The sequence below is a fragment of the Candidatus Binataceae bacterium genome (genome assembly GCA_035308025.1).
Lineage (GTDB): Bacteria > Desulfobacterota > Binatia > Binatales > Binataceae > JAJPHI01.
Genome location: DATGHL010000027.1, coordinates 51204 through 77326 on the forward strand (window position 1 = coordinate 51204; position 26123 = coordinate 77326).

Below are 26123 nucleotides of genomic sequence, written 5' to 3' on the forward strand. Positions count from 1 at the left end.
CGTTCAGTGAGGGGAAGGGAAACACCATGCGTTACGACGAATACCAGTTTTTGCTGTTCGAGCGGCATCCCGACGGCGTCCTGCTCGTCACGATCAACCGTCCCGAAGTGCTCAATGCGACCAATCGGCGCCTGCACTGGGAGCTCAGCCGGGTCTGGCGCGATATCGATGATGATCCGGAAACCAATGTCGTGATCGTCACCGGCAAAGGCCGCGCATTTTCGGCGGGCGGCGATCTCGACATGATCGACGAGCTGAAAGGCAGCCATGCGAATATCGCGGCGACGATGCGCGAGGCCAGCGATATCGTTTACAACATGATCGATTGCAGCAAGCCGATCATTTCCGCGATCAACGGGGTCGCGGTCGGCGCCGGGCTCGCGGTCGCCTTCATGGCGGACATCCCGATCGCCGCGGAGAATATGCGGATCACCGACGGCCATCTGCGGCTCGGCGTCGCCGCAGGCGATCACGCCGTGATCATCTGGCCGCTGCTGTGCGGCATGGCGAAGGCGAAGTATTACCTGATGACCGCGGAGTTTATCGACGGCAAAGAGGCCGAACGGATCGGCCTGGTGGCGCTGTGCGTGCCCCTCGAGCAGTTGATGGAGCGGGCGTTCAAGGTTGCGAACCAACTGGCGCGCGGGCCGCAGCAGGCGGCGCGCTTCACCAAGCGCGCGCTCAACGGCTGGCTCAAGATGTTCGCGCCGGCCTTCGAGGCGTCGCTGGCGATGGAGATGATTGGCTTCTTCAGCGCCGACCTCGAAGAGGGCGTCGCGGCGCTGAAGGAGAAACGGCCGCCGATCTTTCCCCACTTGAAGAAGTAATGCGGGCGGCGGTCTTCAGGGCGCCCGGCGCGCCGCTCGAAATCGCGTCGGCGCCCGATCCGGTCGCGGGCGCCGGCGAGGTCATCGTGCGGGTCAAAAACTGCGGCGTCTGCGGGTCCGATCTGCACGCCGCAGGCTCGCAAAAGCTCAAGCTGCCGGCGGGCACGATCATGGGCCACGAGTTTGCCGGCGTGATCGATGAAGTCGGCGCGGGCGTGACCGGATTCAGCGCGGGCGACGCCGTTGCCGGGATGTCCATGGTCGCGTGCGGGGGGTGCGCGATGTGCCGGTCGGGCGCTGCGGTGCGCTGCCTCGCCGCGAAGCCGCTCGGGTTCGGCGAGGTTGCCGGCGCCTTCGCTGAGCTGGTCAAGACCCGGCCCGGCAGCCTCTACAAGGTACCGGCCACAATCAGCTTCCGCGCCGCGGCGACGGTCGAGCCGCTGGTGGTTGGACTGCACGGACTGCGGCGCGCGCGTTTTCAGGCGGGCGACAGTGCACTCATTATGGGCGGCGGAACAATCGGACTGGTGACGCTGTTGTGGGCGCGCTTCGCCGGCGCCGGCGCGATCGTGGTCTCGGAAGTCCTGCTGCCGCGGCGCGATCTCGCGCTCAAGCTGGGCGCCGACGGCGCCGTCGATCCGCGGATGCGCAATCCCGCCGCCGAGATGGTCCGCTTGAGCGGTGCGCCGCCCGACGTGGTCTTCGAGTGCATCGGCGCGCCGGGGACGCTCGCACAGGCGATCGATTATGCGGCGCGCGGCGGGCGGGTTGCGGTGCTGGGCGCCTCGATGGAGGATGACGGCTTTGCGCCGGGCGCGGCGATGAGCCGAGAGTTGGAGATCTATTTCAGCCTCGGGCTGGAGGTCGGCGAGGTCGAGACCACGATCGCGGCGCTGGCGGCCGGACGGATTGCGAGCGAAGCCATGATCACCCATACAGTGGCGCTCGAGGAGCTGCCGCGCGCCTTTGCCGCGATGGCCGAGTCGGGTCTGCCGGGAAAACTGATGCTAGAATTTTGAGGCAGCCCGCCGCCGCCCTTGCCAATAGAACTTCCTAATCAATGAATCCGTTGAAGGAACGCTATGATGTCGCGATTATCGGCGGCGGGGTGGTCGGGAGCTCGCTCGCGATGGCGCTGGCTGAGCGGGGGCTGAAGGCCGTACTGATCGACCTCGATCTGAGCGGGAGACTGAGTTCCAGCGAGCGCAATGCCGGGGGCGTGCGCGCGACCTGGTGGCGGCCGGTTAATATCTCGCTGTGCCGGGCGTCGATTCGCTATTACGAATCGATTCGCGCGGAGGTCGGCTTTCGCCAAAAAGGCTATCTCATACTCTACGATGACAGTCGTTGGGCCGAGGCGCTGAAGGCCTTGCCCCTCCAGCGCGAACTCGATCATCCGATCGAAGCCTTGAGCGCCGCCGAGGTCGCCAAACGGGTGCCGGAGATCGATAGGCTCAACGGCATCGCCGGGGCGACCTTCTCGGCGGGCGACGGCTTTATCAACTCCAACCTGCTCAAGATGCAGTACCGCAGCCGCGCGCGCGAGCGCGGCGCAGAGCTGATCGATCGCGCGTACGTTTACGCGATCGATCCCGGCGCTCCCGTGGCGCGGCTGTTTTGCTGGCGCTCCGAGGCCGCCCTAAACGACGGGCAACTCACCCGCATGATGACGCAGGATGGCGCGGGAGAGGCGGGCGACGGTCGGTTGATCGAGCTCAGCGCGCAGGCGGTGGCGATTACGGCCGGGGCATGGGCCCCCAACGTTATGCGAATGGTCGGCCTCGACAGTCCGACGCAGGCCGTGCGCCGCCAGCTCTGTCTGGTCGACAGCCGGGTCACCACGCTCGAGCCCTACGGCATGATTTTCGACACCTCGGGCGTCTATTTTCATAATGAAGGACCGCATATCCTCGCCGGCTATTCGCCGCCCGAAGAGCCGCCGGGCTATTCGTTCAAATTCGACGGCGCGGCCTTCTTCGAACGCGAAGTCTGGCCGCGGATGTACGCGCGGGCAAGTTGCTTCGAACGCTTGCGCTTCCTCGACGGCTGGGCCGGGCTGTACGAGATGACGCCGGATCGCAGCGGGATCGTGGGGCTCGCCCGCGAGCGCGTATACGAGGCACACTCATTCAGCGCCCACGGCGTGATGCAATCGTACGCGGTCGGGCAGGCGCTCGCTGAGCTGATCGCGACCGGCTCATACGGGGCGCTGGATGCGCACGCGCTGCGGCGCGAACGTTTTGCGTCCGGCGAGTTGATGTACGAAGAGCTGCACTGGTAGTGACCGTGCGTCGCTACCACGCCGGGGGGCAACTATGCGGCGCCAATTCTCGGAGACGCGCAATTTGCCGTGGGCGAAGGCCCATAAGTTAACCGGCGCGCAAAGGGACGGGCTTTCGAGAGTGGCCGCGGCGGAATAGGATAGTGCAGGATGCGGCGCGGTCGGAAAATGATTCCCGCGGAGGGACGCGAACGGTGGAACTGCTTGTCAGGCAAGAGCGAACTGAAAGATAAAGCGCCGCCGACGCCGCGCGTGGCAGTGGACTTCGATCTGCTGCGGCGGGTCGGCGGAAAAAATTTTCGCGATCTCGGCGGCCATCCGACGGACAACGGACGGCGGGTGCGCGGTGCGATGGTCTATCGCTCGGCCCATCTGGCCAATCTGACTATTGACGAGCCGCATCCGGTCAAAGAGATCCGGCTACGCACGCTGGTGACGCTGCAGAGCCGGCTGGAAGTGCGCCATCTGGGACGGCCGCGCGAGGAATTTTTGCAACCGGGCGTGCGCTGGGAACACATCCCGATCGGCGATCCGTGGTTTCGCGAGGACGGCTTTCACAAGATTGACGCGCCGCTCGGCCACGAGCATCTGGTTATCTTGACGGAGTTTCTCGACGGCTGGCGCGCTTTCTTCGACCTGCTGGCGGAGCGCGAGGTCTATCCGCTGCTGTTCCATTGCTCCGCCGGACGCGATCGCACGGGCGTCGGCGCCGCGATTCTGCTCGAGATGCTGGGCGTCAGCCGCGAGCGGATTATCGAGGATTTTCTCGTCAGCAACGAAACCTTTCCCACCATGCTGCTCGGCCCCGATCAACTCGCGCCGATCTTCGCGATGATCGATGAGAACGGCGGGATCGAGCGCTTCGTACGCGAGGTGCTCGGACTTGCGCCGAGCGCGATCGCGGCGATACGCGAAGATCTACTTGAATAACCTGCTCCAATAACTTCAACCGTCCGGGACGAGCCGGCACGGGATCGATCAAGTCAGCCCGACAAGGTGCGTCGTGGCGTCGAGCAGTTCGACGCGCCAGCGCGAATCGCCGTCGCGGGCGAAAATTTGAATCGAGCCTAATTCGATGAGTGGCGCGACACCGGTGAGCCTTCGCGCGATCGTGCGGAGAACGCCGCGATGGGCCACCAGCAATGCCGGCTGCTCTTGCGCCGGTGCATTTCGGGCCGCGGGCGCGTCGAGCAGCGGGAGCATCCGTGCGAGGCCGCGCTCGACGCGGGCGGTGAAGCCGGCGCGGCTCTCGCCGTGCGGATAGGTGAAGCTCGGGGCCAGGCGGTCGCGATTCCAGCGCGCGAATTCGTCGGGAAAACGCGCCGCGATCTCATCGGCCGTAAGGCCTTCGAAGTCACCGAAATCGACCTCGCGGAATTCTTCGATTTCATCTAACCTCGCGTCGTCGCCGCAAATAATGCGGGCGCCCTCGCGCGCGCGGCGGAACGGACTCGAAATGATCGGACTGAAGGGCGCGCCCGGGCCAAACTGCGCCGCCAGTGCGATCGCTACGGCACGCATCTGTGCGCGCCCGAGTTCCGACAGTTCGAGATCGGTGCGGCCATAGTAGCGAATGCTCGAATTGCCGACAGTCTCGCCGTGGCGCACCATCACGAGCCGCTTGCGATTGGCCATGGGAGCTGCTAGGGCGCCAGAAATCTCTTGATGGCAGCGAGCGCCTCGGGCTCGAGCAACGACGGCGCATGATCGACGCCAGGAATCTCGACGACGGTCGTGCGGCGCTGGACCGTGCGCATCCGCTCAGCTGCTAGGGCGCCATAAATCTCTTGATGGCAGCGAGCGCCTCGGGCTCGAGCAACGACGGCGCATGACCGACGCCAGGAATCTCGACGACGGTCGTGCGGCGCTGGACCGTGCGCATCCGCTCAGTGGTGGCGTGCGACAGGATATCACTCTCGGCGCCGCGCACCACGAGCACTGGCGCAATAATCCGTGCATACGGCACCCACATATCCATCGCGCGGGCGGCGGTGCCGCTGCGCGGAATGTTCCGCACGGCGGGATCGAGCTTCCACTCATACGCGCCTGCGGCGTTTGGGCGCACGGCCCATTTGACGAATTCGAGCAGGGCGTCCTGCGGCGCTTCGCGCAGCGCGGGATAGTTCTCGCGATAATAAGCGGCGACGCCGGCGAGGGTCGCAAAGCTCGTCGGCGCAGCGATCATGTAATCGGTAATGCGCACAACGCCCGCGGGATCAATCTCGGGTCCGATGTCATTGAGGACCAGCCGTTCGACCTGTTCCGGGTAGCCGCCGGCATACATCATCGCGATCGAGCCGCCCATCGAAGTGCCGATGAGTGAGACGCGCGGCAGCCCCAAGGCGTCGATCAGCGCCGCGAGATCGCTCGTGTAAACCGTCGCGTTGTAATCGCCCGGAGGGCCCCACTCGCTATCGCCGCGTCCGCGCACGTCGACCGCGATCACGCGCCGGTGCGCGGTCAGATGGGGCGCGAGCCCGTCGAAGCTATGGGCGTTGCCGCTCAGTCCATGCAGACAGATGAGCGGCGGTTTGGCCCGGTCGCCGTGATCGAGGTAGTGCAGACGCAGGCCGTTGACGCTGACAAACTGACTCGTCGTCATCGGAGGTTGTGCAGCGCAATTTTCATTTACTCACTTTGGCACTTTTCACGCGCCATTGCTCGGCATCGGCGCTGAGCGCTCGCGGCTATCAGCGCTGACCGCGCGGGACGGGAGATGGCGCCGGAGCGGCGGCCGCGCGGTCGAGACTGCGTAACCGTTCCGGCACGATAATCAAGCGGCGGCCGTCGCGGATGATCATCTTCTCGGCTTCGAACTCGATCAACTGTTCGGTGGTGCGCTGGCGGGAAGCGCCGACGATCTCGGCAAGGTCGGCGTGCGTCAGTTTGAGCGTCAGCAGGATGCCGCGAGCGTCGTCGGCGCCGAACTTGCCGGCCAGTTCCAGGAGCGCGCTCGCCAGCCGCTCGCGCACCGAGAGCCCGATAAAATTGGTGTAGCGCTGGAGCATCGACCACCAGCGGCCAACCGTGACTTCGAGGGTGCGGCTGAAGCGCTCGAGCGGCACGCCGAGCGTCAGACCAACAAAGGTTGAAGGGCGCGTCACGCCCACGAGGCAATCGCTGAAAGCTTCGCAGCGGAACGGCCGCGTCGCGCCCGGCAACAGGGAGGAGACGCCGAAGACCTCGCCGGCGCCGACCAGACCGACCAGGACCTTTTCATCGCGGTTGAGAAAAGAAAGCTTGGCCACGCCTGAGAGCAGAACGTAGACGCGATCGGAAACCTCACCCTCGTAGAAGATAGTTTCGTGGCGTTTGACCCGCAGCGGCTCAAGGGCGGTGGCCAGGCCCGCGACCTGATCACGGCTCAACCATGAAAAAGTCTTGAGCTCGCCGAGCAGTTTGGCGTCGATCGTGTCCCGTCGAATCACCCGCAAATAGGTAGCATAAACCGCTCGCGGAATTGTCACGTGGCTGACAATTCCCCGCGAGCGCGGCGCTAATAAAGAATCTTAATGCAGCACAGGGACAGAGTCTGCGGCGCGAGCGGCTAAGGTAAAGACTCTCACTCGTTCCGCTTGCGCTCCACTAGCAGAGCGTCAATGTCCCGCACACGACAATTCAGAGGGTTCTGCGGGTCAGAAGCGCGAGGTCTGTCATCCGCGTGACAATGCTTTGCTCACGAACTGTTGATAGGCGCGTCACCGCCCTTAAACATGAGAGGTATAGAAATTCCGTAACGGCACTGGGAGGGAACGCGATGAGCAAACGGGAGTCGCAGGTGGCGCAGGAGTTGGGTAAGTTCGTGCAGGCGTTCTGGCTGGAGCTGCCGATGGCGGCAGCGCGGAATCTGCTGGGTGATGGCGACGCGCTAAGCGCGGCGGGCTGGAAGGCCTACGACGCCTGGATCAGCCTGACCAACGAAGCCACCAACCAGGTTTACGAAAGCCCGGCGATGGGCTCGCTGGCGGGTCGCGCGATGGAGACCAGCCTGCGGATGCAGCAGGCCGGCAGCGCGATGGCCTCGGCCTTCTTCGGCAACCTGTGGCCGGCGGTCGGCTTGCCGACGCGGGATGAAGTCGCAGCGCTGCGCGGCGAGATCGCGGAGTTGCGCCAGGAGATCGCTGCGCCGGAGCCCGAAACTGTTCACGAAGCCGACAATGAAGAGCCGCCTTACCATCGGTTCGCGGCTAAGCCGGGCGACGGTCTCAAGGTCGTGCGCGGGGCCACGGTGGATCATGTGAAAGTGAATCATCACAAACCGGCGAGTGACGAAGATGCCGCTGCTTAGCGACATCGCAAACCATTGGATGGACGGCGCGGTGCGCACGCTCGAAGCTGTCGGGCGGGGCTTCGGCGCGCCGATTAACGATCCAGCGCCGGTCACGCCCTACAAGGTTATCTACGAAGGCGGCAAGATTAGTCTGCGCCACTACAGCCCGGCCGAGCGCCGTCACGGAACCCCGTTGCTGCTGGTGTACGCGCTGATCAAGCGGCCCTTCGTGATGGACCTGCAGCCGGGCAAGAGCGTCGTGCGCAACTTGCTCGCGCAGGGCTTCGAGGTTTACCTGATCGACTGGCTGCCGCCGACCAAGGCGGACGTCGACCTGGGCTTTGCCGACTACGTGAACGAGGAGATCGGCAACGCTGTCCGCGCAGTGCAGATTAACGAGAGCACCGAACGGGTGAGTCTGGTCGGTTACTGCTTCGGTGGGCTACTCAGCCTGCTCTATACTGCGCTCCATCCGGCCTATGTTAAAAATCTGGTGACCTTGACGACGCCCTTTGATATGGGCGGGCGGGAATTGCCGACCTCCAAACTGATGGACTCGATGAGCGACGCCACGGTCGAGCTCATCACCAAGGTTTACGGCAACTGTCCGGCCTGGATGGTCAATGCAAACTTCCTCTCAATGTCGCCGATCCATCATATGCTCGACAAGTACGTCGGGCTGTATCGCAACGCCGCTCGCGACGGTTACGCCGAGATGTTCGATCTCTTCGAGCGTTGGATGATGAGCGATGTACCGCTGGCGGGGCGGATTTTTCGCGAGCTGACGCTCGAACTCTTCAAGCGCAACGCGTTGGTCAAGGGCGAGTTCAAGGTCGGCGGCGAGACGGTGAACCTGCGACAGATCGCCTGTCCACTGCTGAATGTCGTCGCCGAGAAAGACGACGTGGTGCATCCGAGTTCAAGTCTGAGCCTGCCGGAATATGTCGAAAGCCGGGACAAGCGCAACCTGACTTTCCCGACGGGGCATTTGGGCGCGGTCGTCAGCAGCGGCGCGATGACCAAACTGTGGCCACAAATCGGCGAATGGCTGGCCGAACGGGACAATTGATACAACAAAGCATCATGTTTTGTCATGAAGGTGACAAAAGGCGGTGGACGAGGTCTGAGTCGTGGTTAAATTTGGCGTCATGCAACGAACGCGAAAGGTCGGTAAAAAAACCTCCCTCAAAGGGACAAAAGGAGTGAACATGGCGGAGAAAAGCGAGAGCGAGACGATGTTCGAGTCATTCAGCAAGATGGGCGAGAAGTTCTTCAGCATGGACGGCGTGAAGAAGATCGCGGCCTGGTATATCGAGACCGGCGAGAAGCTGGCCAATCAGGCAATCGAGCTGCAGGAAAAGGCGACCGCGTGGGCTAAAGATACCCCGTTCGCGCCGATTTTCGAGGCGCAGGTGGCGATCACCCGCAAGCTGGTCGAGGGCTCGTACTCGACGGCGCGCAGCCTCTGGCAGATCAGCCCCGAATAACCTCTTCAGTTTCGACGTGCAAGACTGCGACCTAAAAACCCGTTAGTAGCGCCGGCTGCTGAAATCCAGCAGCCGGCTTTTTTTTGCCCGCGTCACTCGGCGAAGGGTCGCGCGCCCGCGCCCGACGCCCATCCGAGTTCATACGGCGCCGCCATCCGGCCGACAGCGCGGAGATGCTTGAATTTCCATTGCCCGCCGATCTTGATGTAGTCGTCCTCGTAGCGCGCGGCCAGCCAGACCGCGCGATTGTCCTTGCGGAAGGTAAACGGCCCGAGGAAATACCAGATGCCGTGGGCCGAATTACCGTTCACCTCGATGCGCGGATTGAAGACGTTGTGCTGCGAGAAGCTGATGCGCTCGGCAAAGCTTTTGAAGAGCTTGCGCAACTCCGTGTGGCCGCGCGCCAGTCCAACCCCCTTGCCTTCCCATACCCCATCGTCGGCAAAGATTGAGACGATGCGGTCCTGATCGTGATCGCTGTCGCAGATATCGCAGTATTCCGCCTTCAGCCGTTTGATCGCCTCGATGTCTTCGAGCGTCGCGATACGTTTCTCAAGCTCCCCGTTATCGACCATTGGAATTCTCCTGCATTAGAATCTCCTGTCGCAACCGATTAAAAATCTCAGCCGCGATGCTTCAGCGCGCGCCGTTGCTCACCAACAGGATCAGCAGTCCGACGATGCCGAGCAGGGTGCGCACCCAATGCATCCTGCCCCAACGAACCAGCAGAGCGGCGGCCTCAGCCGGTGCGAGCGCAGTCGCCCGGTCGAGGAGCCGACGGTTAACCGTCATCATGACGATCAGGGTAAAAAGGGATCGCCAAGCCGACCGCGACGCCGCCGATCGCGCACCACCATCCGGCCCCCAGCCACGCCGCCGGCAGCGCAGCAACCAGGCACAGCGCCGCTATCGACGCCTGCCAGCGCGCCGCGCGCGGATAGGAGAGTTGGAACTGGCGGAGCGCGATCGCGGGATCCGCCATCCGCGCCGGATGCTCGGCGAGCGCGACGTAAGTGGCGCCGCCGGCGAAAAACGCCGCGCTCAGAGTCGCGATCATCGCTAAGAACGATGGCAGCCAGTTCAAAAACTACGTCAGCCGCGGCTCGCGGATGGCCATCAACGCGGCGGCGCTTTCTTCTTCTCGGCGTTGTCAACCATCGCCTTGATCGCGCGCCAGTCGAGCACGCCCGCGATCGTGCCGTCCTTGCCATGAATCGCGACCGGACCGAAAACGTTGGCGAGGTAGACGGTCTCGACCGGATGGCTGGTAGCGTCGTGGACGGCGCCCGCCGGCTCATAGATGTAGTCGCCGGCCTTGGCCGAGCCGCCGCGATAATCGATCTGGCCGGAGAGCACGAAGAAATCCGCCGGTCCGAGATGGGTATGCGAGGCGTTGACCTGCCCGGCCGGCGCCTTGATCAAAGCGCTCCACGCGCCGGTCTCCTTGCTGATGCGCAGGACGCGGAACTGGTTGCCGTCGCGGCTCTGGATCCAGTCCTGCTCGTTCGAGCGGATCAGCGCCGCGTCGAGCGGATCGAAGTACATCGAGACCGGCTCAGGCTTTAGCTTTTCGGCCATGGTCTTTTCCTCCATCGGCGATTTTGCGCCGGCGCTGTCGATGCTCGAGGTTACCGCCGCTGAGCGCGGTCAGTGCCGGACGTTTGGGGCGCGCGGCAAGCGCGCGCATCGCTGTGTAAGCCGCGACTATGTAGAGTGCAGCAAAGGCAATCTCCATCTGAGTGATCCGCCGATCAACGTTCCAATGCATCGCGCCGAGGATGAGCGAGCCGAGCACCAGCCATAACGCGAAGCGCGGGACGAAACTGCGGATCGGCGAATCGCTGTAATCGGCGGCGCGGGCGGCGAGGATCGTCCAGCCCATCGGGATGGCAAAGGTGAGCCCCAGCAAGAGCAGTCCCACTTCGGGATGAAGATTGTTGTAGAAATAGAGCGCGAGCAGAAACAGCGCGAAGGTCAGGGGCCCCAGAATCGCGGGACGCCACGGGAAAATCTTGCCATTCGCGCGGTCCATCGGCTCACAGTATCCGAAACCACGGGCCAATAGACAAGTTCGCCGCGCGCATGTCAGTCTCGCGCCGAGCGCTGTGAGCGCGCGGCGAAATCCGGACGAGGAGAAAATGCGGTTTCATCGAGCTTTGGTCATCTGGTCCAGTGCTGATCGCGGTGCCAAGCGCACAGGCGCAGACGCCGCCGCAGAACGACCCGCTGTACATCCGGCTGGCCGCGCACCTCTCGCCGCCGCGCGCCGAGATCCTCGATGGCGCCGGCCAACGCCACTCGTCGTTCGAGGTCTATATGACAAATTCCGGGGCGACGCCGATGAAAATCACGGGCGCTGACCTGTCGGCGATCGATGCTCATGGCCGGGTGCTCTGGACCGAGCAAGATACGGGGGGTCGTCTAGCGGCGATGTTCAGGCCGGCCGGCGGCCAAGCTGACGAGTCGCCCGACATCGTGCTGCAGCCGAGCGCGAGCGGTGTCCTCTTCTGTTTTCCCGATTTGCCCCCCGGCAACGCCTCACCGACGAGTTTCGCGAGCGCGATAACTCTAACCGGCGCAGGCCCTCACGGCGGCTCAGGGATCGTCCATCTCGCACGCATAGCGATCGATCAGCGTGCGCCCTTTGTAATTGAGGCGCCGGTCCGCGGCGCCGATTGGCTGGCGGCCAACGGTCCGTCAAATACCTCTGACCATCGGCGCGCGATTCTGTTTTATGGCGGTGCGCCGTTTATTGGCCAGCGCTACGCGATCGACTGGGTCGAGCTCGGCGCGGACGGCCATACCTACACCGGCGACAAGCACAACAACGCGAGCTATCACGCCTACAATCTGCCGATTCATGCCGTAGCAGACGGCACGATCGTCGCCGTCAAGGATCACCTGCCGGAGAACGTGCCGAATTCCACCGCTCTGGCCATCACGGTCACCGACGCGACCATCGCCGGCAATCACATCATCGAAGATTTGGGCAGCGGACATTTCGCCGCTTACGCCCATCTGCGTCCGGGGACGATCACAGTCAAGACAGGCCAGCGCGTTCACGCCGGCGAGGTCATCGCGCATCTCGGCAACACCGGCAATTCGAGCGAGCCACACCTCCATTTTCAGCTTTGCGACGCACCCTCGTTCCTGCATGCCGAGGGCTTGCCGTTTGCGATCGACAAATTCGTCCGTCAGGAATACATCCTGGACAAATCCGCCGGCGGTCAACAGCGCATGAGCCGGGGGGCAACTCATCAGGTGACGCGCGAGGAGCCAATGGAAAACGAGCTCGATTCCTTCGGCGGCAATTGACTTTGACTGCCGCGAACTCGCCGCTACCCAAGCGCGTTGGATGCGTAGACTTGGCTTGACAAATACCTGAGATTGGCGCGAGTTTTAGCCTAACACTTGCCGCAGGCAACAATTTGGAGGAGCCCGCATGAAGTTCGGACTGCTTTACGAGATGGAGACGCCGCGTCCGTGGAACGCGCTCAGCGAGTACAACATCTATTGGCAGGCGCTCGCCCAGATTGAGCTCGCCGATCGCATCGGGATCGATTACGTCTGGGAAGTCGAGCATCACTTCCTCGAAGAGTACTCGCACAGCTCGGCGCCCGAGGTCTTTTACGGCGCGGTCAGCCAGCGGACCAAGAATATCCGGATCGCACACGGCGTGCGATTGTTGCCCTTCAAGTTCAACAATCCGATCAAAGTCGCGGAGCAGGCGGCCGTGCTCGATATCATGAGCAATGGGCGGATGGAGCTCGGCACCGGCCGTTCGACGACCTCTCAGGAGCTCGACGGCTTCGGCGTGGACTATGAGCGCACCCAGGCGGAAGTGCGCGAGGCGCTCGACATTATCGTCAAGGCCTGGACCGACGAGATCCTCGAGTATAACGGCAAGCTCATCCAGGTACCGCCGCGGCGCGTGGTGCCCAAGCCGATTCAGAAGCCCCACCCGCCGATGTGGATGGCGTGCACCGGGCCCGAGAGCTACCAGATGGCCGGCAATCGCGGGCTCGGCGTGCTCAGCTTCAACTTCAACTGGGAGCAGGTGCAGGCCTCGATGGAGAGCTTTCGCAAAGCCTGCCTCAATCGCTCGGACCTCGTGCCCAAGGTTCCGAACGAAAACTTCGCCGCGGTCGCGCTCTGCACCGTCTGCGAAAACAAGGACGAGGAAGCGGTCGGCCTCGAAGGGGCGCGCTGGTTCTTCAAAAACGTGGCGAAGCTGTTCGAGCCGCTGATGGCTAAGAACCAGCTTTATTCGTATGAGTATCTGCGCAACCTGTTCGCGATGGATCATAACCCGGCGGATGCGACCGACGCGCAGCTCAAGGCGCACGACATGGTCGTGGTCGGCGATCCCGACCACGTTGTCCGCAAGCTCGAGCAGTTCCAGAAGGCCGGCGTCAGCCAGGTGATCTTCTTCAAGCAGTCCGGCAGCATCCCCCATCAGACCATCATGAAGTCGCTGCGTCTGATCGGTAAAAACGTGCTGCCGCACTTTAATCCGCATCGCACGATCGCGAGCGAAGAGTTGGCGCTCGCCGCCGCGGGGCGTTAGCGGAGGCGCGTCGCGCGGAGCGAGGAAGCTGCTCCAAGGATTGGGATTAAAATCGGCACAGCCGATCGGGGAGGAATCAAATGGCAGAGTTCGATGTTGTAATCAGAGGCGGGACTGTCGTGGACGGCACGCGCTTGCCGCGCTATCGCGCCGACGTCGGGATCAAGGACGGAAAGATCGCCAAGCTGGGCTATCTGAAGGCGCATCAGGCAAAGAAAGTGATCGAGGCGGACGGGCAGTACGTCGTGCCCGGGTTTGTCGATCTGCATACGCATTACGATGCGCAACTCTTCTGGGATCCCTACTGCACGATCTCGAGCTGGCACGGCGTAACCTCGGTGGTAATCGGCAACTGCGGCTTCGGCTTCGCGCCGGTCAGACCGGAGTTGCGCGAGCGCTCGATGCTGACGATGACACGCACCGAAGCGATTCCCTACGCCTCCATGAAGGCTGGGCTGCCGTGGGATTGGGTGACCTATCCCGAGTTTCTGGACAGCGTCGAGCGCCACCGCAAGGGGGTTAACATGCTGCCGTTCGTGCCGATGGCGCCGGTGATGGTCTGGACGATGGGCCTCGATGAGGCGAAATCGGGGCGGATGCCGACCGCGGCCGAAACCAGCGCAATGCAGCAGATCGTGCGCGAGGCGATGGATCACGGCGCCTGCGGGTGGTCGGCGCAGCGCTTCGGCCGCAATAGCGTGCAGGCAGATTTCGACGGTACGCCGATGGTCACCGACCTGATGCACGACGAGACTGCGCTGGCGCTCGCCAGCGTGCTCGGCGAGCGCAATGCCGGTTTCATCCAGATGACCTACGTACCTGACAGCGGGGGCGACTATGTGGCGGCGATGAACCACTCGGAGCGCCACTTCGAAGACCTTGCGATCGCCGCCGGTCGTCCAGTCCTGTACAACGTCATTCTGATCAACGACACCTATCCGGAACGTTTCCGCGAGCAATTGCGCTGGCTCGAAAGCTGCAATAAACGCGGTATCCGCGTCTACGGCCAGGGTCTGATGCTCGAGCAGAGCTTCACCTTCACTTTCAAAGACTGGAACCTCTGGGACGACTCGCCGGACTGGCGCGAAGTTACGGTCGGCTCAATCGAAGACCGGCTGCTCAAGCTCTCCGATCCCGAGCGCCGGCCGGGTCTGCGCAAGGTCGTGCAGTCGGGCGTGATCACCAACTTCATCGACGACCTCTTCGTCATCGAATGCCGGCGGGCCGATTTGAAGAAATACGAGAATCTCAAAATCGGCGAGATCGCGAAGCAGGAAGGCAAACATCCGGTGGACGCGATGCTCGACATCGCCTGCGCCGACGGCCTGAACACCGAATTCTACACGCCTCCGCTCAACGTCCGCGTCGATCATATGTCCGAGGTAATCCATTCCGACGCGATGGCGATCTTCGGCGTCTCCGACGGCGGCGCCCACACCAAGTTCTTCACCGGCGGGCGCTACCCGACCGAGATGCTGATCAAGTTCGTGCGGGAGAACCCGGTGATGTCGCTCGAGGAGGCGCATTTCCGCCTGAGCGCGCATCCTGCTATGTGTGCGGGCTTCCGCAATCGCGGCACGCTGGTCGAAGGCGCGGCCGCCGACGTCGTGACCTACGATCTCGACCGCCTCAAGATCACGCCGATGGAGATCGCGCACGATTTTCCCGGCGGCGAGTGGCGGCGCGTGCAGGGCGCTGAGGGCTATCAGTCGGTGATGGTCAATGGCGAGCCGATTTTCGAGGACGGCAAGTGCACCGGCGCGGCGCCGGGGCGCCTGCTCCGCCACGGCGGCTGATCTGCAGCCGCGGCTCAGCCGTCAATGTGCGAGAGGCAGGCGGCCGAGGACAGTTCCTCGGCCGCCTGCGCCTGTCTTCGCAAGGTTCCCGGATTGGACTCTGAGCTCGTGTCCTCAAATTACGACGGGGGGTATAATTGACGATTCCGACGCGGCATTCGAATGGCTTCCAGACAGGGGGCTCCTCAATCTGATTCGCCTACTCTTGCCTCACCCATCCGCACTGCGCGCAAAACGTCGGTTTTCGTTATCACGCCCAGCAGAGTGTCAGCGCTATCGGTTATCAGCAGCATTTGCGGGCCGCGTTCGGCCACTAACAGGCGCAGTGCTTCGCTCAATTCGCAGTCGTCGGAAACGCGAATTGCGTCGCGATCCGCGAATTCTCCGACGGTGGCCTTCTCCCAATCCTTCGGCGCGACCTGGCTGAGATCGGATACGGCAATTGTGCCGATGGGCTTGTCGTTTTCGTAGACCGGGAAGATCGTGTGCCGGTGATGCGCCGCGACGGTCTCGACGAATTCGCGAATTTTGGTCGTCGCTGGCACGGAGATGACGCGGCGCTGAATGACGTCCCGCACCACCATCCCGGATAGATCTGCGAGTTTGGCAGTTTCGTGCAGATGCTGATCGCCGGAGACCGAGGCCTCCCCCGAGATCGCGTACGCGACCGCGGCGCTGATTAGACTCGGGATGATGTAGGAATGGCCGCCGGTGGTTTCCGCGACAAAGACTACCGCCGTGAGCGGAGTCTTGTAGCCCGCCGCGATGAACGCCGCCATCCCGACGGCCGCGTAGAGATCATGCGTCGGCGCATGAACTACAGATTGCGCGTAAGCGTTGCCGATCGCACCGCCGACCAGCAACAGCGGCACGAACATCGCGCTGACGCCTCCGGTGCCCAGCGAAAAGATCGTCGCGATCAGCTTCAAGACGACGAATGCCAGCAACACTTCGGTAGGTAGCGGATGCTTGAGCACATAGCGCACGGCCTCGTAGTTAGGGCCAACCGGGATGAGCGGGCCGTTGTAAATCGTCACGAACGCGAGGCCGCACAGTCCAGTACCGAGTCCACCGATCACGAGCTTCAGCCAATGTGGTATTGGGGTGGTCACGAACAACACGCGCACGCGGCGAAACGTGATGTCGAACACGATTGCGATAAGCCCGATTCCGGCACCGAGCAGCGCCGACCACCAGATATCGCGGGTCCGGAAGCTGGTGCTGCCCGCGAAACCGAACAACGGCTCTGCACCGACGATTGACACCAGCGTCGCATAAGCCACCACCGAAGCGATCAACGACGGCAGCAGCGCTTCGTGCGCGAGGTCGTCCTTGTACGGCATCTCTAACGCGAACACGATCCCCGTAAGCGGCGCACGGAAGACTGCCGACATGCCCGCCGCGGCGCCGCTGATTAACATGATCCGACGGTCGCGCGCCTCGAGTCCGAAACGTCGCAATTTGGTCCATAGCCACGATCCGATCGCGCCGCCGCTGTAAATGCTCGGTCCTTCGAGCGCCGCGCTGCCGCCCGAGCCGACGGTCGTCACCGCGGCGAGCAACTTCCACCAAAACGGACCTATGTCGATGTCGCCTTGATGCTCGTGATAGCTGCGAACGATTTCCTCGGTTGAGTGTTCATCGGGGTCGGGAGTGCGATATTGCATGATCAGGCCGGTAATTAAAAACCCAATCAGCAGTCCGGGGACGATTGCCCAATGGTGCGCGAGATAGAAGGGCAGCACTCGCGGCCAAATCACGCCCAGGATGAGCAACGTGATTCCAGTGATGACAAGTCCGGTGACGACGCCGATGATAGGCGCGACGAGCAGCCACTTCTGGATATCGCGTGAGTAAGTCGCGGTGAGGTCTTCGTTGACCAGAGCGGTGTATTTGCGCAGCCTTGGATGGCTGAGCAGCCTCGACTCGAAGACCCGTGTAAGGAAGCCCACTGCAAAGAATCCTCCCCCCGCGGAGCGATTTAATTTATCTGATTCGGATAAGATGCGATCGTTCCTATTTTAGAACACTTCCTTGCCAACATTATGACTGGTTCACTGAAGGCTTCGATTTGCCGACCTGGCATCGGGAACCGCGTCGGTTGCCGGAGTTCGTGGCCCACAGGCCCCGCACTTCACGCGTCACGGAGCCGATTCAAGATGTTATCGAGATGTTATGATGAGGTCATCGCCCGTCACGCGCCCATTGAAATTAGGGCCAATCTTGAATAAATATTGCGATAATACCGATCGGTACAGAGTCCGCCTTCAGGGCTGCCGCGAGTAAACCGCCCGATAGGAGCGCCCCATGAAATTCATGTATTTTTTTCTGCCGACGTTGCCCGCGACCCTCGATGAACGCCGCAGCCAGCGTCCGATCGCGATGAAAACCGAATACTGGCAGCGCATGATCGAAGAGGTCACCGAGTTCTCGCAGCTCGCTGAAGAAGTTGGCTTCGACGGCGTCTGCTTCCCTGAGCATCATCTGCACAGCGAAGGCATGGAGATGGGCAGCCTGCCGGTGCTGACCCAGCATGTCATCCACAATACCAAGCGCATCTCGGTCGGGCCGATTGGTTACGTTTTGCCGGGCTGGAATCCGCTGCGGCTCGCGCTCGAAATCGCCTGGCTCGATCAATTAACGAAAGGCCGTACGCATGTCGGCTTCGCGCGCGGCTACCAGAATCGTTGGCTCAGCCAGATGGCGCAGAAGATCCACGTCAGCGCGACGGCCAGCGATCAGAGCGAAGGCGATCGCGTCAATCGCGAGGCCTTCGAGGAAGTCTTCCGTTTCCTGAAGCTCGCCTGGGGCGACGAGCCCTTCCGCTTCAAGGGCAAATATTACGAATACCCCACTCCGCAGGAAGGCACGCCGTGGCCCGCGGCCGAATGGACGCGCGAGTATGGCTTCCCCGGCGAAGTCGATGAGCAGGGGCGCATTCAGAAAATCAACGTCGTGCCCAAGCCCTATCAGCGGCCTCATCCGACGCTGTTTCAGGCTTTCTCCGTCAGCGAAGCGACGATTCGCTGGTGCGCGCAGGAGGAGATCATTCCGACCATCCTGCTGCCGCAGCCGGAGGTCGTGCGCAAATTCGCCGAGGCCTATGTTGACGAATCGGCGAAGCACGGACGCAAATTGAAGCTCGGCGAGAAGATCGGCGTCGTACACTGCGTCTATCTCGCTGACAGCATGGCCAAAGCCAAGGAGTTGGGCGAGAGCGGCGTCTGCGGCGTCGGCTTCAAGCAATTCTTCCACCACTTCGGTTTTTCCGAGGCTTGGCGCTTGCCCGAGGATGAAGCCAAATACCCAAGCGGCAAGGTCATGCTGCCGGCTGCGGAAATCACCATGGACCGGCTGCAGAAGAACAAGTTCGCCTTCTTCGGCACCGTCAACGACGTTCGCCGCGAGATGGACGAGATGGTCGAGAATGTTCATCCGGAATGGTTCGTCTGGCAAGGCGATCAGGGTTTCCATTCGAAGGACGAGGTCCGCCGTCAGATCGAGCTCTTCGGCAAGGAGATCGTCTCCCGCTACAAATAGGCGGCGATCATTCTCTGTCGGTTAATCGAAGCGAGCCTCGTCCATGACTTTGGAGGTGGGGCGGAAGAGTCATAACGTCTCGGGCCGCCTGGCCGCGTCCGCTTGGCGAGAGTGGGCCGGCGATGCTGCTGCGCTCGTCTACATCGCGCTGATCGCCACTATAGCGACGGTGACCGGGGCTTTCTTCGTGATGTTCCCGGAACTGGGCGCGCTTTCGCAGGATGTCTTTGCGCGCCCGCGCGGGACTTGGGGCAGTAGCCCGCTCTTCGTGGCAATTACCCCGGTACTGACCGGCTTGGTCGGCAGTCTGCTGACCAACGCGCTGCCCTATGGTCTGGTCTCGGTGATGCTGATTGTCGGCGCGTCTATCCTGATCATCGAGCTCTTGCACTCACCGGTGGCGCCGGCAATTTCGGCCGGCCTGCTGCCCCTCGTCGTCGGCATTCATAGTTGGTGGTACGCGCCGGGGATTTTGCTCGGCTGTTTTCTGCTCGCTCTGCTGTCCATCCCCTGGAAACGCCTGATGGCGCCGCCGCTCGGACTCACCACCACCGCCGATCACCTTGCCGACGTCCTCGAAGAGACGCCGACCCGCTACGCCTGGCTGCTCCCGCTCCTGGGCTTTGTGGCCGCAGCAACTATTCTGGCGGAGCTGACTGGCCTGCGCTTCATCCTGTTTCCGCCGCTAGTGGTTATCGGCTTCGAGATGTTCGGGCATACCGAGATTTGCCCATGGGCGAAGCGGCCGCTCTGGCTGCCCGTAGCCTGCTTTCTGACCGCGGCCGGCGGGCTGCTGATTTTAAGATTGCTGGGCTTCGGACCGCTGGCTGCGGCCTGCGATATGGCTTGGGGGATTCTAGTCCTGCGCCTGTTCGATCTTCATGTGCCGCCGGCCTTCGCCGTGGCGCTGCTGCCGATGGTGATGGATCACCCTACCCTCGCCTATCCGTTTTCGGTCGGTGCCGGCACGCTCCTGATGACCTTGTGGTTTCTTTTTTATCAATCGCGGATACGCAGTAAGCGATTCGCACCGACCGCCGGCGCCGGGACCTCCCCGGTCCCAAAGAATTCTCAGAGCTCACCCGACTCGGCGACCAGTTAGCTCTCGTCATCTACCGCAAGGTCGGTGGGAAGATCGGGGCGAAGATTGGCGCGATCAAGTCGGTGCCGTGCACCGACAGGTGGTGATCGTCTATATACGCCGGCGCTCCGCCGACGGAGACGCGGCACTTACCGGTCCGGCAGAGGACTCGATCGGGATAGATTATCCGGACCGGGTATTTGCTCGCCATCGCGGAAAGCGTCTGCAAGACGAATTTCTCCCGCGTCTCGAACTCCGCGACCGACGGCCTTATATCAACGGCCGGATCGAATCCAAGCGATTGGAGATAGAGAACTCTGGGAACGTCATAATCGATTTCAGGCGCCGGCCCGATAATCCAGATCTCTTTGTTGAGCGCGGTCAAGCCGGATAATGTGCGGTCCAAGCCGAGGGCAAAAATTTTTCGATTACCAACTGCTATTCCCGCCGTCCCTTGCCAATGCAACTCAATCGGCGGCTCACCGTCGGGCCCGTATCGCGTCTCCGCGCTCCACCTGCTCCATCGTGCATCGAGGATCACTTCTTTGATGCCCGCGGTCCTGCGGATGAGGTCAAACACCGCATCATTAAATGCTTTGCAGTTGTGTCGCGGACTTTCGACTCCGGCCAGCGGCTCGCATCCGACATGCGCCGCCAGGAGGCCCCGGCGACCCCTCGCGACGGCAGCACCGGAGATCGCGCTCGAGAGCGCCTCGGCATGCGAATCACCCCACAGCACAAAGCTCACGGGAACGGCGGCGCGTGTCCCGAGCTCGCACAAGGCCATCGTGCGGACCTGCTCGACCGTCGGAAAGACACAGCGATCGCGGTAAGAATCGAAGTCGCTCGCGCCGCTCGCTGCCGCGAGTGCGGCGCCATGCAACCGCTGAGGGAACCCGTGCGACAAAAAGGCTGCCGTTCCGACCAAAGCAAATGCCGCCGTCGCGGCCGCGCCTGCGATAGCTATCGTCGACGACGAGAAGCCGCGATCGCGTCTGCGGAATATTTGCTCGACGTAGCGCCACGATATACAAGACAGCGCGAAGGCCAGAGTTAACGTCAGCACCCTTGGCATTACCGAGAGATGCCCGAAGCTCAGATAACTGGCGAATCCGAGCAGCATAAAATGCCAGAGGTAAAGCGAATAGGAAATCTTGCCGACAAACACCAAGGGGCGAAAGCTCAGGATCGAGCTCGCCTTGGGACTCGAGCCTATTCCCGCCCATATGATCAAAGCTGTACCGACGGTCGGGAGCAGCGCCGCGACGCCGGGGAACGGGGTCGCGGCGGAATAAGCAAAGACCGCTGCCAGCACGAGGGCGAGGCCCAGAATGGTGGCGAGATTCCGTATCGCGACGCCGGCGGCTTGCGGCGCCAGATCCAACGCGATGAGCGCGCCGATGAGCAGCTCCCACGCCCGCATCGGCGCGAGATAGAACGCTGCGTCGGGCCAGTAGTGGACCGCGAGCACGCTCGACATGAAGGAGATTGCGCAGAGCGCCAGGGTAATACTGTTGCGTTGCTTTGGAAAAAATCTCGAGACAGCAAGCAGATACAGCGGGAAAACCACGTAAAACTGTTCTTCCACGGCCAGCGACCAGGTGTGCAGCAAGGGCCGCTCGTCAGCCGGAGAATCGAAGTAGCCGGTCTGAATCCAGAACAGAATGTTTGACGCAAACAGCGCGGTCGCCACCACACTTTCACCCAGATGTTTCAGGTCCACCGGATCGAACAGGAGCGCGCCGGCAAGGCAGCAGGCGGTCAGAACCAGAAACAGGGCCGGGAAAATGCGGCGGACTCGCCGCTCATAGAAGCGCGCAAGTGAAAATGTCGCGCGATCGATCTCGCCGACGATAATCGACGTGATCAAAAACCCGGAGATGACGAAGAAGACATCAACCCCGACGTAGCCGCCGCGGCATCCAAGAAAATTCGCATGAAACATCACGACCGCCAGCACGGCGATCGCGCGCAGCCCGTCAATGTCGGAGCGGTAAGGCAGCGCCACCGGCCTTGCGGCCTCGGCCGTGCGGCGTCCGGTCGGCTCCCGCGGCGGGGCGAACGCAATCTCGGTTACCTCGCCTCCGCGATCCATCGGTATTACTTAGCCGATATTTTTTCGCTGGGATATTAGCCCGCCAACCGCGGAACTGCGCAGCTTATGGGCCAATCGGATTCCAGCAAAAAGTTAAAAGTGAAATAGTGGCATTGGGCCGGGCGCGCTTGCCTTGGATGCGCTGGGCAGAAAAGTCATCAGTCAAAGAGGTCAGAAATGCCGTTGAAAATCAAAAAATCGGTCAAGGAATTAGTCGCGGAAGCCAACGCGGAAGTCGAAACGATCACCGTCGCTGACGCTCTCAAGCTCAAGGACGACCCGAACGTCACCTTCGTCGATATTCGTGATATTCGCGAGCTCGAACGCGACGGCCGTATCCCGGGGGCCTTTCATGCCCCGCGCGGAATGCTCGAGTTCTGGGTCGATCCGGCCAGCCCGTATTACAAGGAAACCTTCGGCTCAGGCAAGAAATTCATGTTCTTTTGCGCCGGCGGGATGCGCTCGGCGCTGGCCGCGCAGCAGTTGCAGCGGATGGGGCTCGAGCCGGTCTGTCATCTCGCGGGCGGCTTCGGCGCCTGGAAAGCCGCCGGCGGCGCGATCGAGGGCGGCAGGCAGTAGCGGCCGTCGTCCGGAAGATGTTACTGCGATTTCGCCGCGTCGAGGGGCAGACGCAGCATCTCGATAAAGCGATGGGCGACAATCTCCGGCGAGTCGCCGCCGGGCCGGAACCAGACTTGCGACCAGTTGAGCGCGCCAAATAGCAGAAACCGCAGATAGCTGCGATCGATCTCAGGCGGCAGCGCGAGATCGTCGATCAGGTTACGGAAGCGGCTTTCATACCCCCGCCGCAGTTCGCGAATCCGTTTATCGACGCCCGGGGATTCAGCCGGCGTCGTCTGGATCATCACGCGCGCATAGTCGCGATGAATAATCAGAGCGTTGAGGTGTCCACCGCAGGCGGCCTCAAGACGGCCCCACGGCCCGGTCGCGTCAACCAATGCGCGGTCAACCATCTCCTCGACCCGCCGCAGCCCTTCTTCGTAAACCGCGAGCAGCATCTCTTCCTTCGAGTCGAAATGGTAATAGATCGACCCGGAAAGCATCCCGGCGGCGCGCGCAATGTCGCGCATCGCGGCGCCGTGAAAGCCGTGCTCGCTGAAGAACTTGGCCGCGGCGTCGAGCAACTGGACGCGGCGATTATCCTGACGAACCGGCCGGGGCCCCCCGTCTCGGGCCGAGATTGAAGCGGTTTGCGCCGACGCCATGAAAGCGATGAACCGTGAGGCTCCGGCAGTCGCGATCAGGCGCCGACTTCGGCTTCGAGCGAATAGGCGCGGCCGTCAACCGTCGGATCGATCCCCAGCTTGCGCAGATTCGCCGCGGTGCGCTCGGTCAGCAAGCCGACCTTTTTCATATTCGAGACGACCTGCGTGTACATCTCGCGACGGAAAGTCTTGCGGAACAACGCGTACTCGTCGCTCTTGGCGTTCTCCACGCGGACGCGCTCGATCTCCTTGATGTCGTGCTCGCTCAGCCCCACCCGCTCGAAGGCTTCGCGCGGGAACTGGCCGCGCAGCACCAGGCGGCAGGCCTCCGCAGTGAAGTCCTCGAGTTCGCGCATGTCGGACGGACTCAGACTCGCGATCATGTCGGGGAGGCCCAACACTGAAAAGCCCATGTGACGCGATTCGTCGGCCAAAATCCGCTTGCTGATGGTCCGCAGCGTCGGGTCCTGCGCGGTCTCCTTGATCATCCGGAACAGCCCAACCGCGAAGGTCTCTCCGACCAGTTGCAGACCGACCGTTTTGAGGAACCACTTGCCCTCGCCGAGCAGATGATCGAACAGCACCTTGAGATTGCCGGTAAATGGATAGATGCGGCCCCCGCACTTGTCGTTCAGGTAGCGCGTCAGCACCTCGGCGTGGCGCGCCTCATCGACGACTTGCGTGGACTGAAAATACTTGGCGTCGGTGGTGGGCACCATGTTGACGAGCTGACTGCAGGCGAGCATAGCGCCGGTCTCGCCATGCAGGAGCTGCGAGATGCGCCAGCAGGAAAACTCAACGTTGAGCTCGCGTTTGGTCTTGTGATCGAGCTTGTTCCAGACGTCGCCGCCGTAGCCGTCGATCATGCCGTCGGCGAAGATGCCGGCATCAAGATCGGTCGGCTGCGACCAGTCGATGTCCTTGCTAGCGTTCCACTGGTCGCGCTTGGCGTTCTCGTAGAGCCGTCGCATATCGGGAGCCTGGACGGCGTAGTCGCGCTGATAGAGGGTTTCGAAGTGGCTATCGAGTTTGTGTTCCGTTTCACCCGTCATTTTTTGCACCTTCCGAGGTAGGTAGCTCTCGTATAAAGCAAGCGCTTGTTTGCTTTTACGACAATCCTCATGGTGTGTCAAGCCGCAATCAGGTCGGCCAGCCGAGCTGACGGTGCCGGAGCGCTCCATCGAGAGCGCTCCATCGAAGAGCACCCGCACGATCGCGGCGTGCCTCAGCGCTTTGACCGCCTGCCCGCTGAAGATCACCATAGCGCCTGAGAACATGAGGCTCCGATTGATCGGCACCTCGTTCGGTGGGCATCGATCTTTGAGGAGGTGGCGTCACGCGGCCCGCGCCGAACGGCATCGAGATTCGCTCAGCGCGGCGGCGCCAGCACCGTTAGGCGGTTGGGCTGGACGCCGGTGTCCACGAGGGCGAGCAATTTTCCGTCAGGCGACCAGTTTAGCGGAATCGCCGGGCCGGCCTGGCCACTCGCCAGGACAAAGGCCTCGCGCGTCGGATACGAATACTCGATCAACTCGCGGAGCGGCACAGGCGCAGCGGGTATCTCGATATCGATCATGCCATCGCCCGACTGCTCTGAGAACGCCATCGAGCTTCGCGCGAGCATGTTCGGGCGAGTCTCGAAGCCCAGCGAATTGATCGTGGTCGTTCCCTGTCCTGCGGGTGTCAGCGCAATTTGCGCAACGACATTCTTGTTAGGTGCGCTAGCAGCGCGCTGCCACGACAGGGTGTCGTTACCCAACGCGATGACTGTGCCGTCATTCGCGAAGGCCGCGGCGCTCGACGAGATCGCGACAACCGCAATTCCGCCGCTGGTGAAATCGTAGCTAAACACGCCCGGGACCATCCCTTGGCCCTCAGCAGCGAATAGAAACAACGACGAGTCGGGCGCCCACGCCAAAACCCGCACGAGTTTGCGCACACGCATCGGATGGCAGGTTCCATCTTTAAGATCGATCAGAACCGCCGGCGCGTCGCCGAGATCGTTCGCGACGGCCCATTGCCCATCGGGACTGAAGCTCAGCGGCGGGAAGCCGCATCCGAGCGGCGCGAAAGCTTTCGTCTCGCGCTCGCCGGCGGTCGTCATCATGTGCGACACGGAAAGCTCGCCTGGGTCCTTCGCTTCGACAATCGAATTGGAGCGCAACACCAGCATTAGCGCCGAGCCGTTCAGCCACTGAAGCTGCGCGGCGCTGAAAGCGCCGTCGAAAGACTCCAGCGGCCGCCCCGGACCCTCGCTGACGGCCTCGCGGAGGACGACCTCGATCCGCTTCTCGGCCGGCTCGGCGACGGCCGTTGCAACCGTCAGGCCGTCCGGGCTCGCCGCGATATCGAGCAGCCTGCCGTGCGGCGCGCCGACGCCGAAATCCTCTGCAATGACGTGTTGCATTCTCCAATCTGGTCCGCTGAAGCCAAGCACGATCGCTTTGCCGTCCGCATTTCCAGCGACGCCGATCTCAGTCCCGTAATGCAGCCACATGGGTGCGCGGCCGACATCCGCCTCAAAGCCGGCGGGCAAGTCCACTGAACCCTGAAGATCAATCCCGCTGGTAATTGTCAGCGATCCATTTTTTATAGGTGGCGGCGGCGCGATCCGCGGCGGCTTGTGGCTCGCACATCCGCAGATCACGACGGCGAAACCGAGCGCAGTCAAAAGGGGCCAAGACCTGATCATCTAAACCGGCTACTCTAGTTCTATCCGCGGAGCTTGAGCAAAAGCGCGACCGATCACCGGCGCGGCGCAGCGAAAGCCGAGCAGGTGGAACTGTGCGTTGAGTTAAGAATCCGGAGCGCGAGGTAGTGTCGGTCAAGTGGTGGAAAAGCAGTAAGCATCGGCCAGGCGACGAGTTGAGCGGTTGAAGTATCAACTTGCTATTACGCTGCCTCCGGTTGTTCGCTGATTGTGGTCAGGTCGTGCCAGCCGACGAGGCGGCGC

The 26123-nt window shown here is 62.3% G+C and carries 26 protein-coding genes; 13 read left to right on the forward strand and 13 right to left on the reverse strand.

Annotation, left to right across the window (positions count from 1 at the left end; genetic code table 11):
- The first annotated feature begins 26 nt into the window (after positions 1 to 26).
- The 4 genes from VKS22_07975 to VKS22_07990 all read left to right on the forward strand — a co-directional run bounded on the left by VKS22_07975 (position 27) and on the right by VKS22_07990 (position 4038).
- On the forward strand, positions 27 to 827 hold the full coding sequence (locus VKS22_07975) for an enoyl-CoA hydratase/isomerase family protein (GenBank protein HLW70547.1): 801 nt from the start codon (positions 27 to 29) through the stop codon (positions 825 to 827).
- A complete protein-coding gene (locus tag VKS22_07980) occupies positions 827 to 1846 on the forward strand; it encodes an alcohol dehydrogenase catalytic domain-containing protein (GenBank protein ID HLW70548.1) in 1020 nt (339 codons plus the stop codon). The genes VKS22_07975 and VKS22_07980 overlap by 1 nt, the downstream gene beginning before the upstream one ends.
- A 41-nt stretch (positions 1847 to 1887) precedes the next feature.
- A complete protein-coding gene (locus VKS22_07985; protein HLW70549.1) occupies positions 1888 to 3108 on the forward strand; it encodes an FAD-binding oxidoreductase in 1221 nt (406 codons plus the stop codon).
- A gap of 150 nt (positions 3109 to 3258) precedes the next feature.
- Positions 3259 to 4038, forward strand: coding sequence for a tyrosine-protein phosphatase (locus VKS22_07990; protein HLW70550.1), 780 nt, complete (start codon positions 3259 to 3261; stop codon positions 4036 to 4038).
- 48 nt (positions 4039 to 4086) lie between these two features.
- Here VKS22_07990 and VKS22_07995 read toward each other — a convergent pair whose 3' ends face one another.
- From VKS22_07995 to VKS22_08005, 3 genes are all read right to left on the reverse strand, one after another.
- A complete protein-coding gene (locus VKS22_07995; GenBank protein HLW70551.1) occupies positions 4087 to 4743 on the reverse strand; it encodes a histidine phosphatase family protein in 657 nt (218 codons plus the stop codon).
- Positions 4744 to 4876: 133 nt separating this feature from the next.
- Positions 4877 to 5710 (reverse strand): alpha/beta hydrolase, encoded by an 834-nt coding sequence (locus tag VKS22_08000; protein ID HLW70552.1) that lies wholly within the window; start codon positions 5708 to 5710, stop codon positions 4877 to 4879.
- An 88-nt stretch (positions 5711 to 5798) separates the two neighbouring features.
- Entirely contained in the window at positions 5799 to 6575 is a 777-nt protein-coding gene (locus VKS22_08005) for a Crp/Fnr family transcriptional regulator (protein HLW70553.1), read from the reverse strand.
- Between the two features lie 290 nt (positions 6576 to 6865).
- On the opposite strand from VKS22_08005, the gene VKS22_08010 reads away from it, so the two are divergent.
- The 3 genes from VKS22_08010 to VKS22_08020 all read left to right on the forward strand — a co-directional run bounded on the left by VKS22_08010 (position 6866) and on the right by VKS22_08020 (position 8865).
- Positions 6866 to 7396, forward strand: a complete 531-nt coding sequence (locus VKS22_08010; protein HLW70554.1) for a hypothetical protein — start codon at positions 6866 to 6868, stop codon at positions 7394 to 7396.
- Positions 7383 to 8447, forward strand: a complete 1065-nt coding sequence (locus VKS22_08015; protein ID HLW70555.1) for an alpha/beta fold hydrolase — start codon at positions 7383 to 7385, stop codon at positions 8445 to 8447. Before VKS22_08010 ends, VKS22_08015 begins: the two co-directional genes overlap by 14 nt.
- 139 nt (positions 8448 to 8586) lie before the next feature.
- Entirely contained in the window at positions 8587 to 8865 is a 279-nt protein-coding gene (locus VKS22_08020) for a hypothetical protein (protein HLW70556.1), read from the forward strand.
- Positions 8866 to 8957: 92 nt separating this feature from the next.
- Here VKS22_08020 and VKS22_08025 read toward each other — a convergent pair whose 3' ends face one another.
- The 5 genes from VKS22_08025 to VKS22_08045 all read right to left on the reverse strand — a co-directional run bounded on the left by VKS22_08025 (position 8958) and on the right by VKS22_08045 (position 10897).
- A complete protein-coding gene (locus tag VKS22_08025) occupies positions 8958 to 9440 on the reverse strand; it encodes a nuclear transport factor 2 family protein (protein HLW70557.1) in 483 nt (160 codons plus the stop codon).
- A gap of 61 nt (positions 9441 to 9501) precedes the next feature.
- A complete protein-coding gene (locus VKS22_08030; GenBank protein HLW70558.1) occupies positions 9502 to 9660 on the reverse strand; it encodes a hypothetical protein in 159 nt (52 codons plus the stop codon).
- The gene (locus VKS22_08035) at positions 9647 to 9922 is read right to left on the reverse strand and encodes a hypothetical protein (protein HLW70559.1); all 276 of its coding nucleotides are present in this window, start codon (positions 9920 to 9922) and stop codon (positions 9647 to 9649) included. Before VKS22_08035 ends, VKS22_08030 begins: the two co-directional genes overlap by 14 nt.
- Before the next feature lie 59 nt (positions 9923 to 9981).
- Positions 9982 to 10443 (reverse strand): cupin domain-containing protein, encoded by a 462-nt coding sequence (locus VKS22_08040; protein ID HLW70560.1) that lies wholly within the window; start codon positions 10441 to 10443, stop codon positions 9982 to 9984.
- Positions 10421 to 10897 (reverse strand): hypothetical protein, encoded by a 477-nt coding sequence (locus VKS22_08045; GenBank protein ID HLW70561.1) that lies wholly within the window; start codon positions 10895 to 10897, stop codon positions 10421 to 10423. The genes VKS22_08040 and VKS22_08045 overlap by 23 nt, the downstream gene beginning before the upstream one ends.
- 152 nt (positions 10898 to 11049) lie before the next feature.
- Between VKS22_08045 and VKS22_08050 the strand changes: the two genes are divergently transcribed.
- From VKS22_08050 to VKS22_08060, 3 genes are all read left to right on the forward strand, one after another.
- A complete protein-coding gene (locus VKS22_08050) occupies positions 11050 to 12180 on the forward strand; it encodes a M23 family metallopeptidase (protein HLW70562.1) in 1131 nt (376 codons plus the stop codon).
- Between the two features lie 127 nt (positions 12181 to 12307).
- Positions 12308 to 13432, forward strand: a complete 1125-nt coding sequence (locus VKS22_08055; protein HLW70563.1) for an LLM class flavin-dependent oxidoreductase — start codon at positions 12308 to 12310, stop codon at positions 13430 to 13432.
- 80 nt (positions 13433 to 13512) lie between these two features.
- The gene (locus VKS22_08060; protein ID HLW70564.1) at positions 13513 to 15228 is read left to right on the forward strand and encodes an amidohydrolase family protein; all 1716 of its coding nucleotides are present in this window, start codon (positions 13513 to 13515) and stop codon (positions 15226 to 15228) included.
- A 185-nt stretch (positions 15229 to 15413) separates the two neighbouring features.
- Here the strand turns inward: VKS22_08060 and VKS22_08065 are convergent, their stop codons facing one another.
- Positions 15414 to 17180 carry a chloride channel protein gene (locus VKS22_08065; GenBank protein HLW70565.1) on the reverse strand — a complete coding sequence of 589 codons (1767 nt, stop codon included), beginning with the start codon at positions 17178 to 17180 and terminating at the stop codon, positions 15414 to 15416.
- 355 nt (positions 17181 to 17535) lie between these two features.
- Between VKS22_08065 and VKS22_08070 the strand changes: the two genes are divergently transcribed.
- Positions 17536 to 18768, forward strand: coding sequence for an LLM class flavin-dependent oxidoreductase (locus VKS22_08070; protein ID HLW70566.1), 1233 nt, complete (start codon positions 17536 to 17538; stop codon positions 18766 to 18768).
- Between the two features lie 43 nt (positions 18769 to 18811).
- Positions 18812 to 19870 carry a hypothetical protein gene (locus VKS22_08075; GenBank protein ID HLW70567.1) on the forward strand — a complete coding sequence of 353 codons (1059 nt, stop codon included), beginning with the start codon at positions 18812 to 18814 and terminating at the stop codon, positions 19868 to 19870.
- 10 nt (positions 19871 to 19880) lie between these two features.
- Here the strand turns inward: VKS22_08075 and VKS22_08080 are convergent, their stop codons facing one another.
- Positions 19881 to 21944: an acyltransferase family protein gene (locus tag VKS22_08080; protein ID HLW70568.1), complete on the reverse strand. Its 2064-nt coding sequence runs from the start codon at positions 21942 to 21944 to the stop codon at positions 19881 to 19883.
- A gap of 177 nt (positions 21945 to 22121) precedes the next feature.
- On the opposite strand from VKS22_08080, the gene VKS22_08085 reads away from it, so the two are divergent.
- Positions 22122 to 22523: a rhodanese-like domain-containing protein gene (locus tag VKS22_08085; GenBank protein HLW70569.1), complete on the forward strand. Its 402-nt coding sequence runs from the start codon at positions 22122 to 22124 to the stop codon at positions 22521 to 22523.
- Positions 22524 to 22543: 20 nt separating this feature from the next.
- On the opposite strand, the gene VKS22_08090 is transcribed toward VKS22_08085, so the two are convergent.
- The 3 genes from VKS22_08090 to VKS22_08100 all read right to left on the reverse strand — a co-directional run bounded on the left by VKS22_08090 (position 22544) and on the right by VKS22_08100 (position 25841).
- The gene (locus VKS22_08090; protein ID HLW70570.1) at positions 22544 to 23170 is read right to left on the reverse strand and encodes a TetR/AcrR family transcriptional regulator; all 627 of its coding nucleotides are present in this window, start codon (positions 23168 to 23170) and stop codon (positions 22544 to 22546) included.
- Between the two features lie 35 nt (positions 23171 to 23205).
- Entirely contained in the window at positions 23206 to 24222 is a 1017-nt protein-coding gene (locus tag VKS22_08095; protein HLW70571.1) for a ferritin-like domain-containing protein, read from the reverse strand.
- Between the two features lie 317 nt (positions 24223 to 24539).
- Complete coding sequence (locus VKS22_08100; GenBank protein ID HLW70572.1) at positions 24540 to 25841, reverse strand: hypothetical protein; 1302 nt, start codon at positions 25839 to 25841, stop codon at positions 24540 to 24542.
- Positions 25842 to 26123 lie beyond the last annotated feature (282 nt).

Bases quoted from the DNA above. Each gene is read 5' to 3' on its own strand.
- VKS22_07975 (HLW70547.1), top strand. From the start codon at position 27: ATGCGTTACGACGAATACCAGTTTTTGCTGTTCGAGCGGCATCCCGAC.
- VKS22_07980 (HLW70548.1), top strand. From the start codon at position 827: ATGCGGGCGGCGGTCTTCAGGGCGCCCGGCGCGCCGCTCGAAATCGCG.
- VKS22_07985 (HLW70549.1), top strand. From the start codon at position 1,888: ATGAATCCGTTGAAGGAACGCTATGATGTCGCGATTATCGGCGGCGGG.
- VKS22_07990 (HLW70550.1), top strand. From the start codon at position 3,259: ATGCGGCGCGGTCGGAAAATGATTCCCGCGGAGGGACGCGAACGGTGG.
- VKS22_07995 (HLW70551.1), bottom strand. From the start codon at position 4,743: ATGGCCAATCGCAAGCGGCTCGTGATGGTGCGCCACGGCGAGACTGTC.
- VKS22_08000 (HLW70552.1), bottom strand. From the start codon at position 5,710: ATGACGACGAGTCAGTTTGTCAGCGTCAACGGCCTGCGTCTGCACTAC.
- VKS22_08010 (HLW70554.1), top strand. From the start codon at position 6,866: ATGAGCAAACGGGAGTCGCAGGTGGCGCAGGAGTTGGGTAAGTTCGTG.
- VKS22_08015 (HLW70555.1), top strand. From the start codon at position 7,383: ATGCCGCTGCTTAGCGACATCGCAAACCATTGGATGGACGGCGCGGTG.
- VKS22_08020 (HLW70556.1), top strand. From the start codon at position 8,587: ATGGCGGAGAAAAGCGAGAGCGAGACGATGTTCGAGTCATTCAGCAAG.
- VKS22_08025 (HLW70557.1), bottom strand. From the start codon at position 9,440: ATGGTCGATAACGGGGAGCTTGAGAAACGTATCGCGACGCTCGAAGAC.
- VKS22_08030 (HLW70558.1), bottom strand. From the start codon at position 9,660: ATGATGACGGTTAACCGTCGGCTCCTCGACCGGGCGACTGCGCTCGCA.
- VKS22_08035 (HLW70559.1), bottom strand. From the start codon at position 9,922: ATGATCGCGACTCTGAGCGCGGCGTTTTTCGCCGGCGGCGCCACTTAC.
- VKS22_08040 (HLW70560.1), bottom strand. From the start codon at position 10,443: ATGGCCGAAAAGCTAAAGCCTGAGCCGGTCTCGATGTACTTCGATCCG.
- VKS22_08045 (HLW70561.1), bottom strand. From the start codon at position 10,897: ATGGACCGCGCGAATGGCAAGATTTTCCCGTGGCGTCCCGCGATTCTG.
- VKS22_08055 (HLW70563.1), top strand. From the start codon at position 12,308: ATGAAGTTCGGACTGCTTTACGAGATGGAGACGCCGCGTCCGTGGAAC.
- VKS22_08060 (HLW70564.1), top strand. From the start codon at position 13,513: ATGGCAGAGTTCGATGTTGTAATCAGAGGCGGGACTGTCGTGGACGGC.
- VKS22_08070 (HLW70566.1), top strand. From the start codon at position 17,536: ATGAAATTCATGTATTTTTTTCTGCCGACGTTGCCCGCGACCCTCGAT.
- VKS22_08075 (HLW70567.1), top strand. From the start codon at position 18,812: ATGACTTTGGAGGTGGGGCGGAAGAGTCATAACGTCTCGGGCCGCCTG.
- VKS22_08080 (HLW70568.1), bottom strand. From the start codon at position 21,944: ATGGATCGCGGAGGCGAGGTAACCGAGATTGCGTTCGCCCCGCCGCGG.
- VKS22_08085 (HLW70569.1), top strand. From the start codon at position 22,122: ATGCCGTTGAAAATCAAAAAATCGGTCAAGGAATTAGTCGCGGAAGCC.
- VKS22_08090 (HLW70570.1), bottom strand. From the start codon at position 23,170: ATGGCGTCGGCGCAAACCGCTTCAATCTCGGCCCGAGACGGGGGGCCC.
- VKS22_08095 (HLW70571.1), bottom strand. From the start codon at position 24,222: ATGACGGGTGAAACGGAACACAAACTCGATAGCCACTTCGAAACCCTC.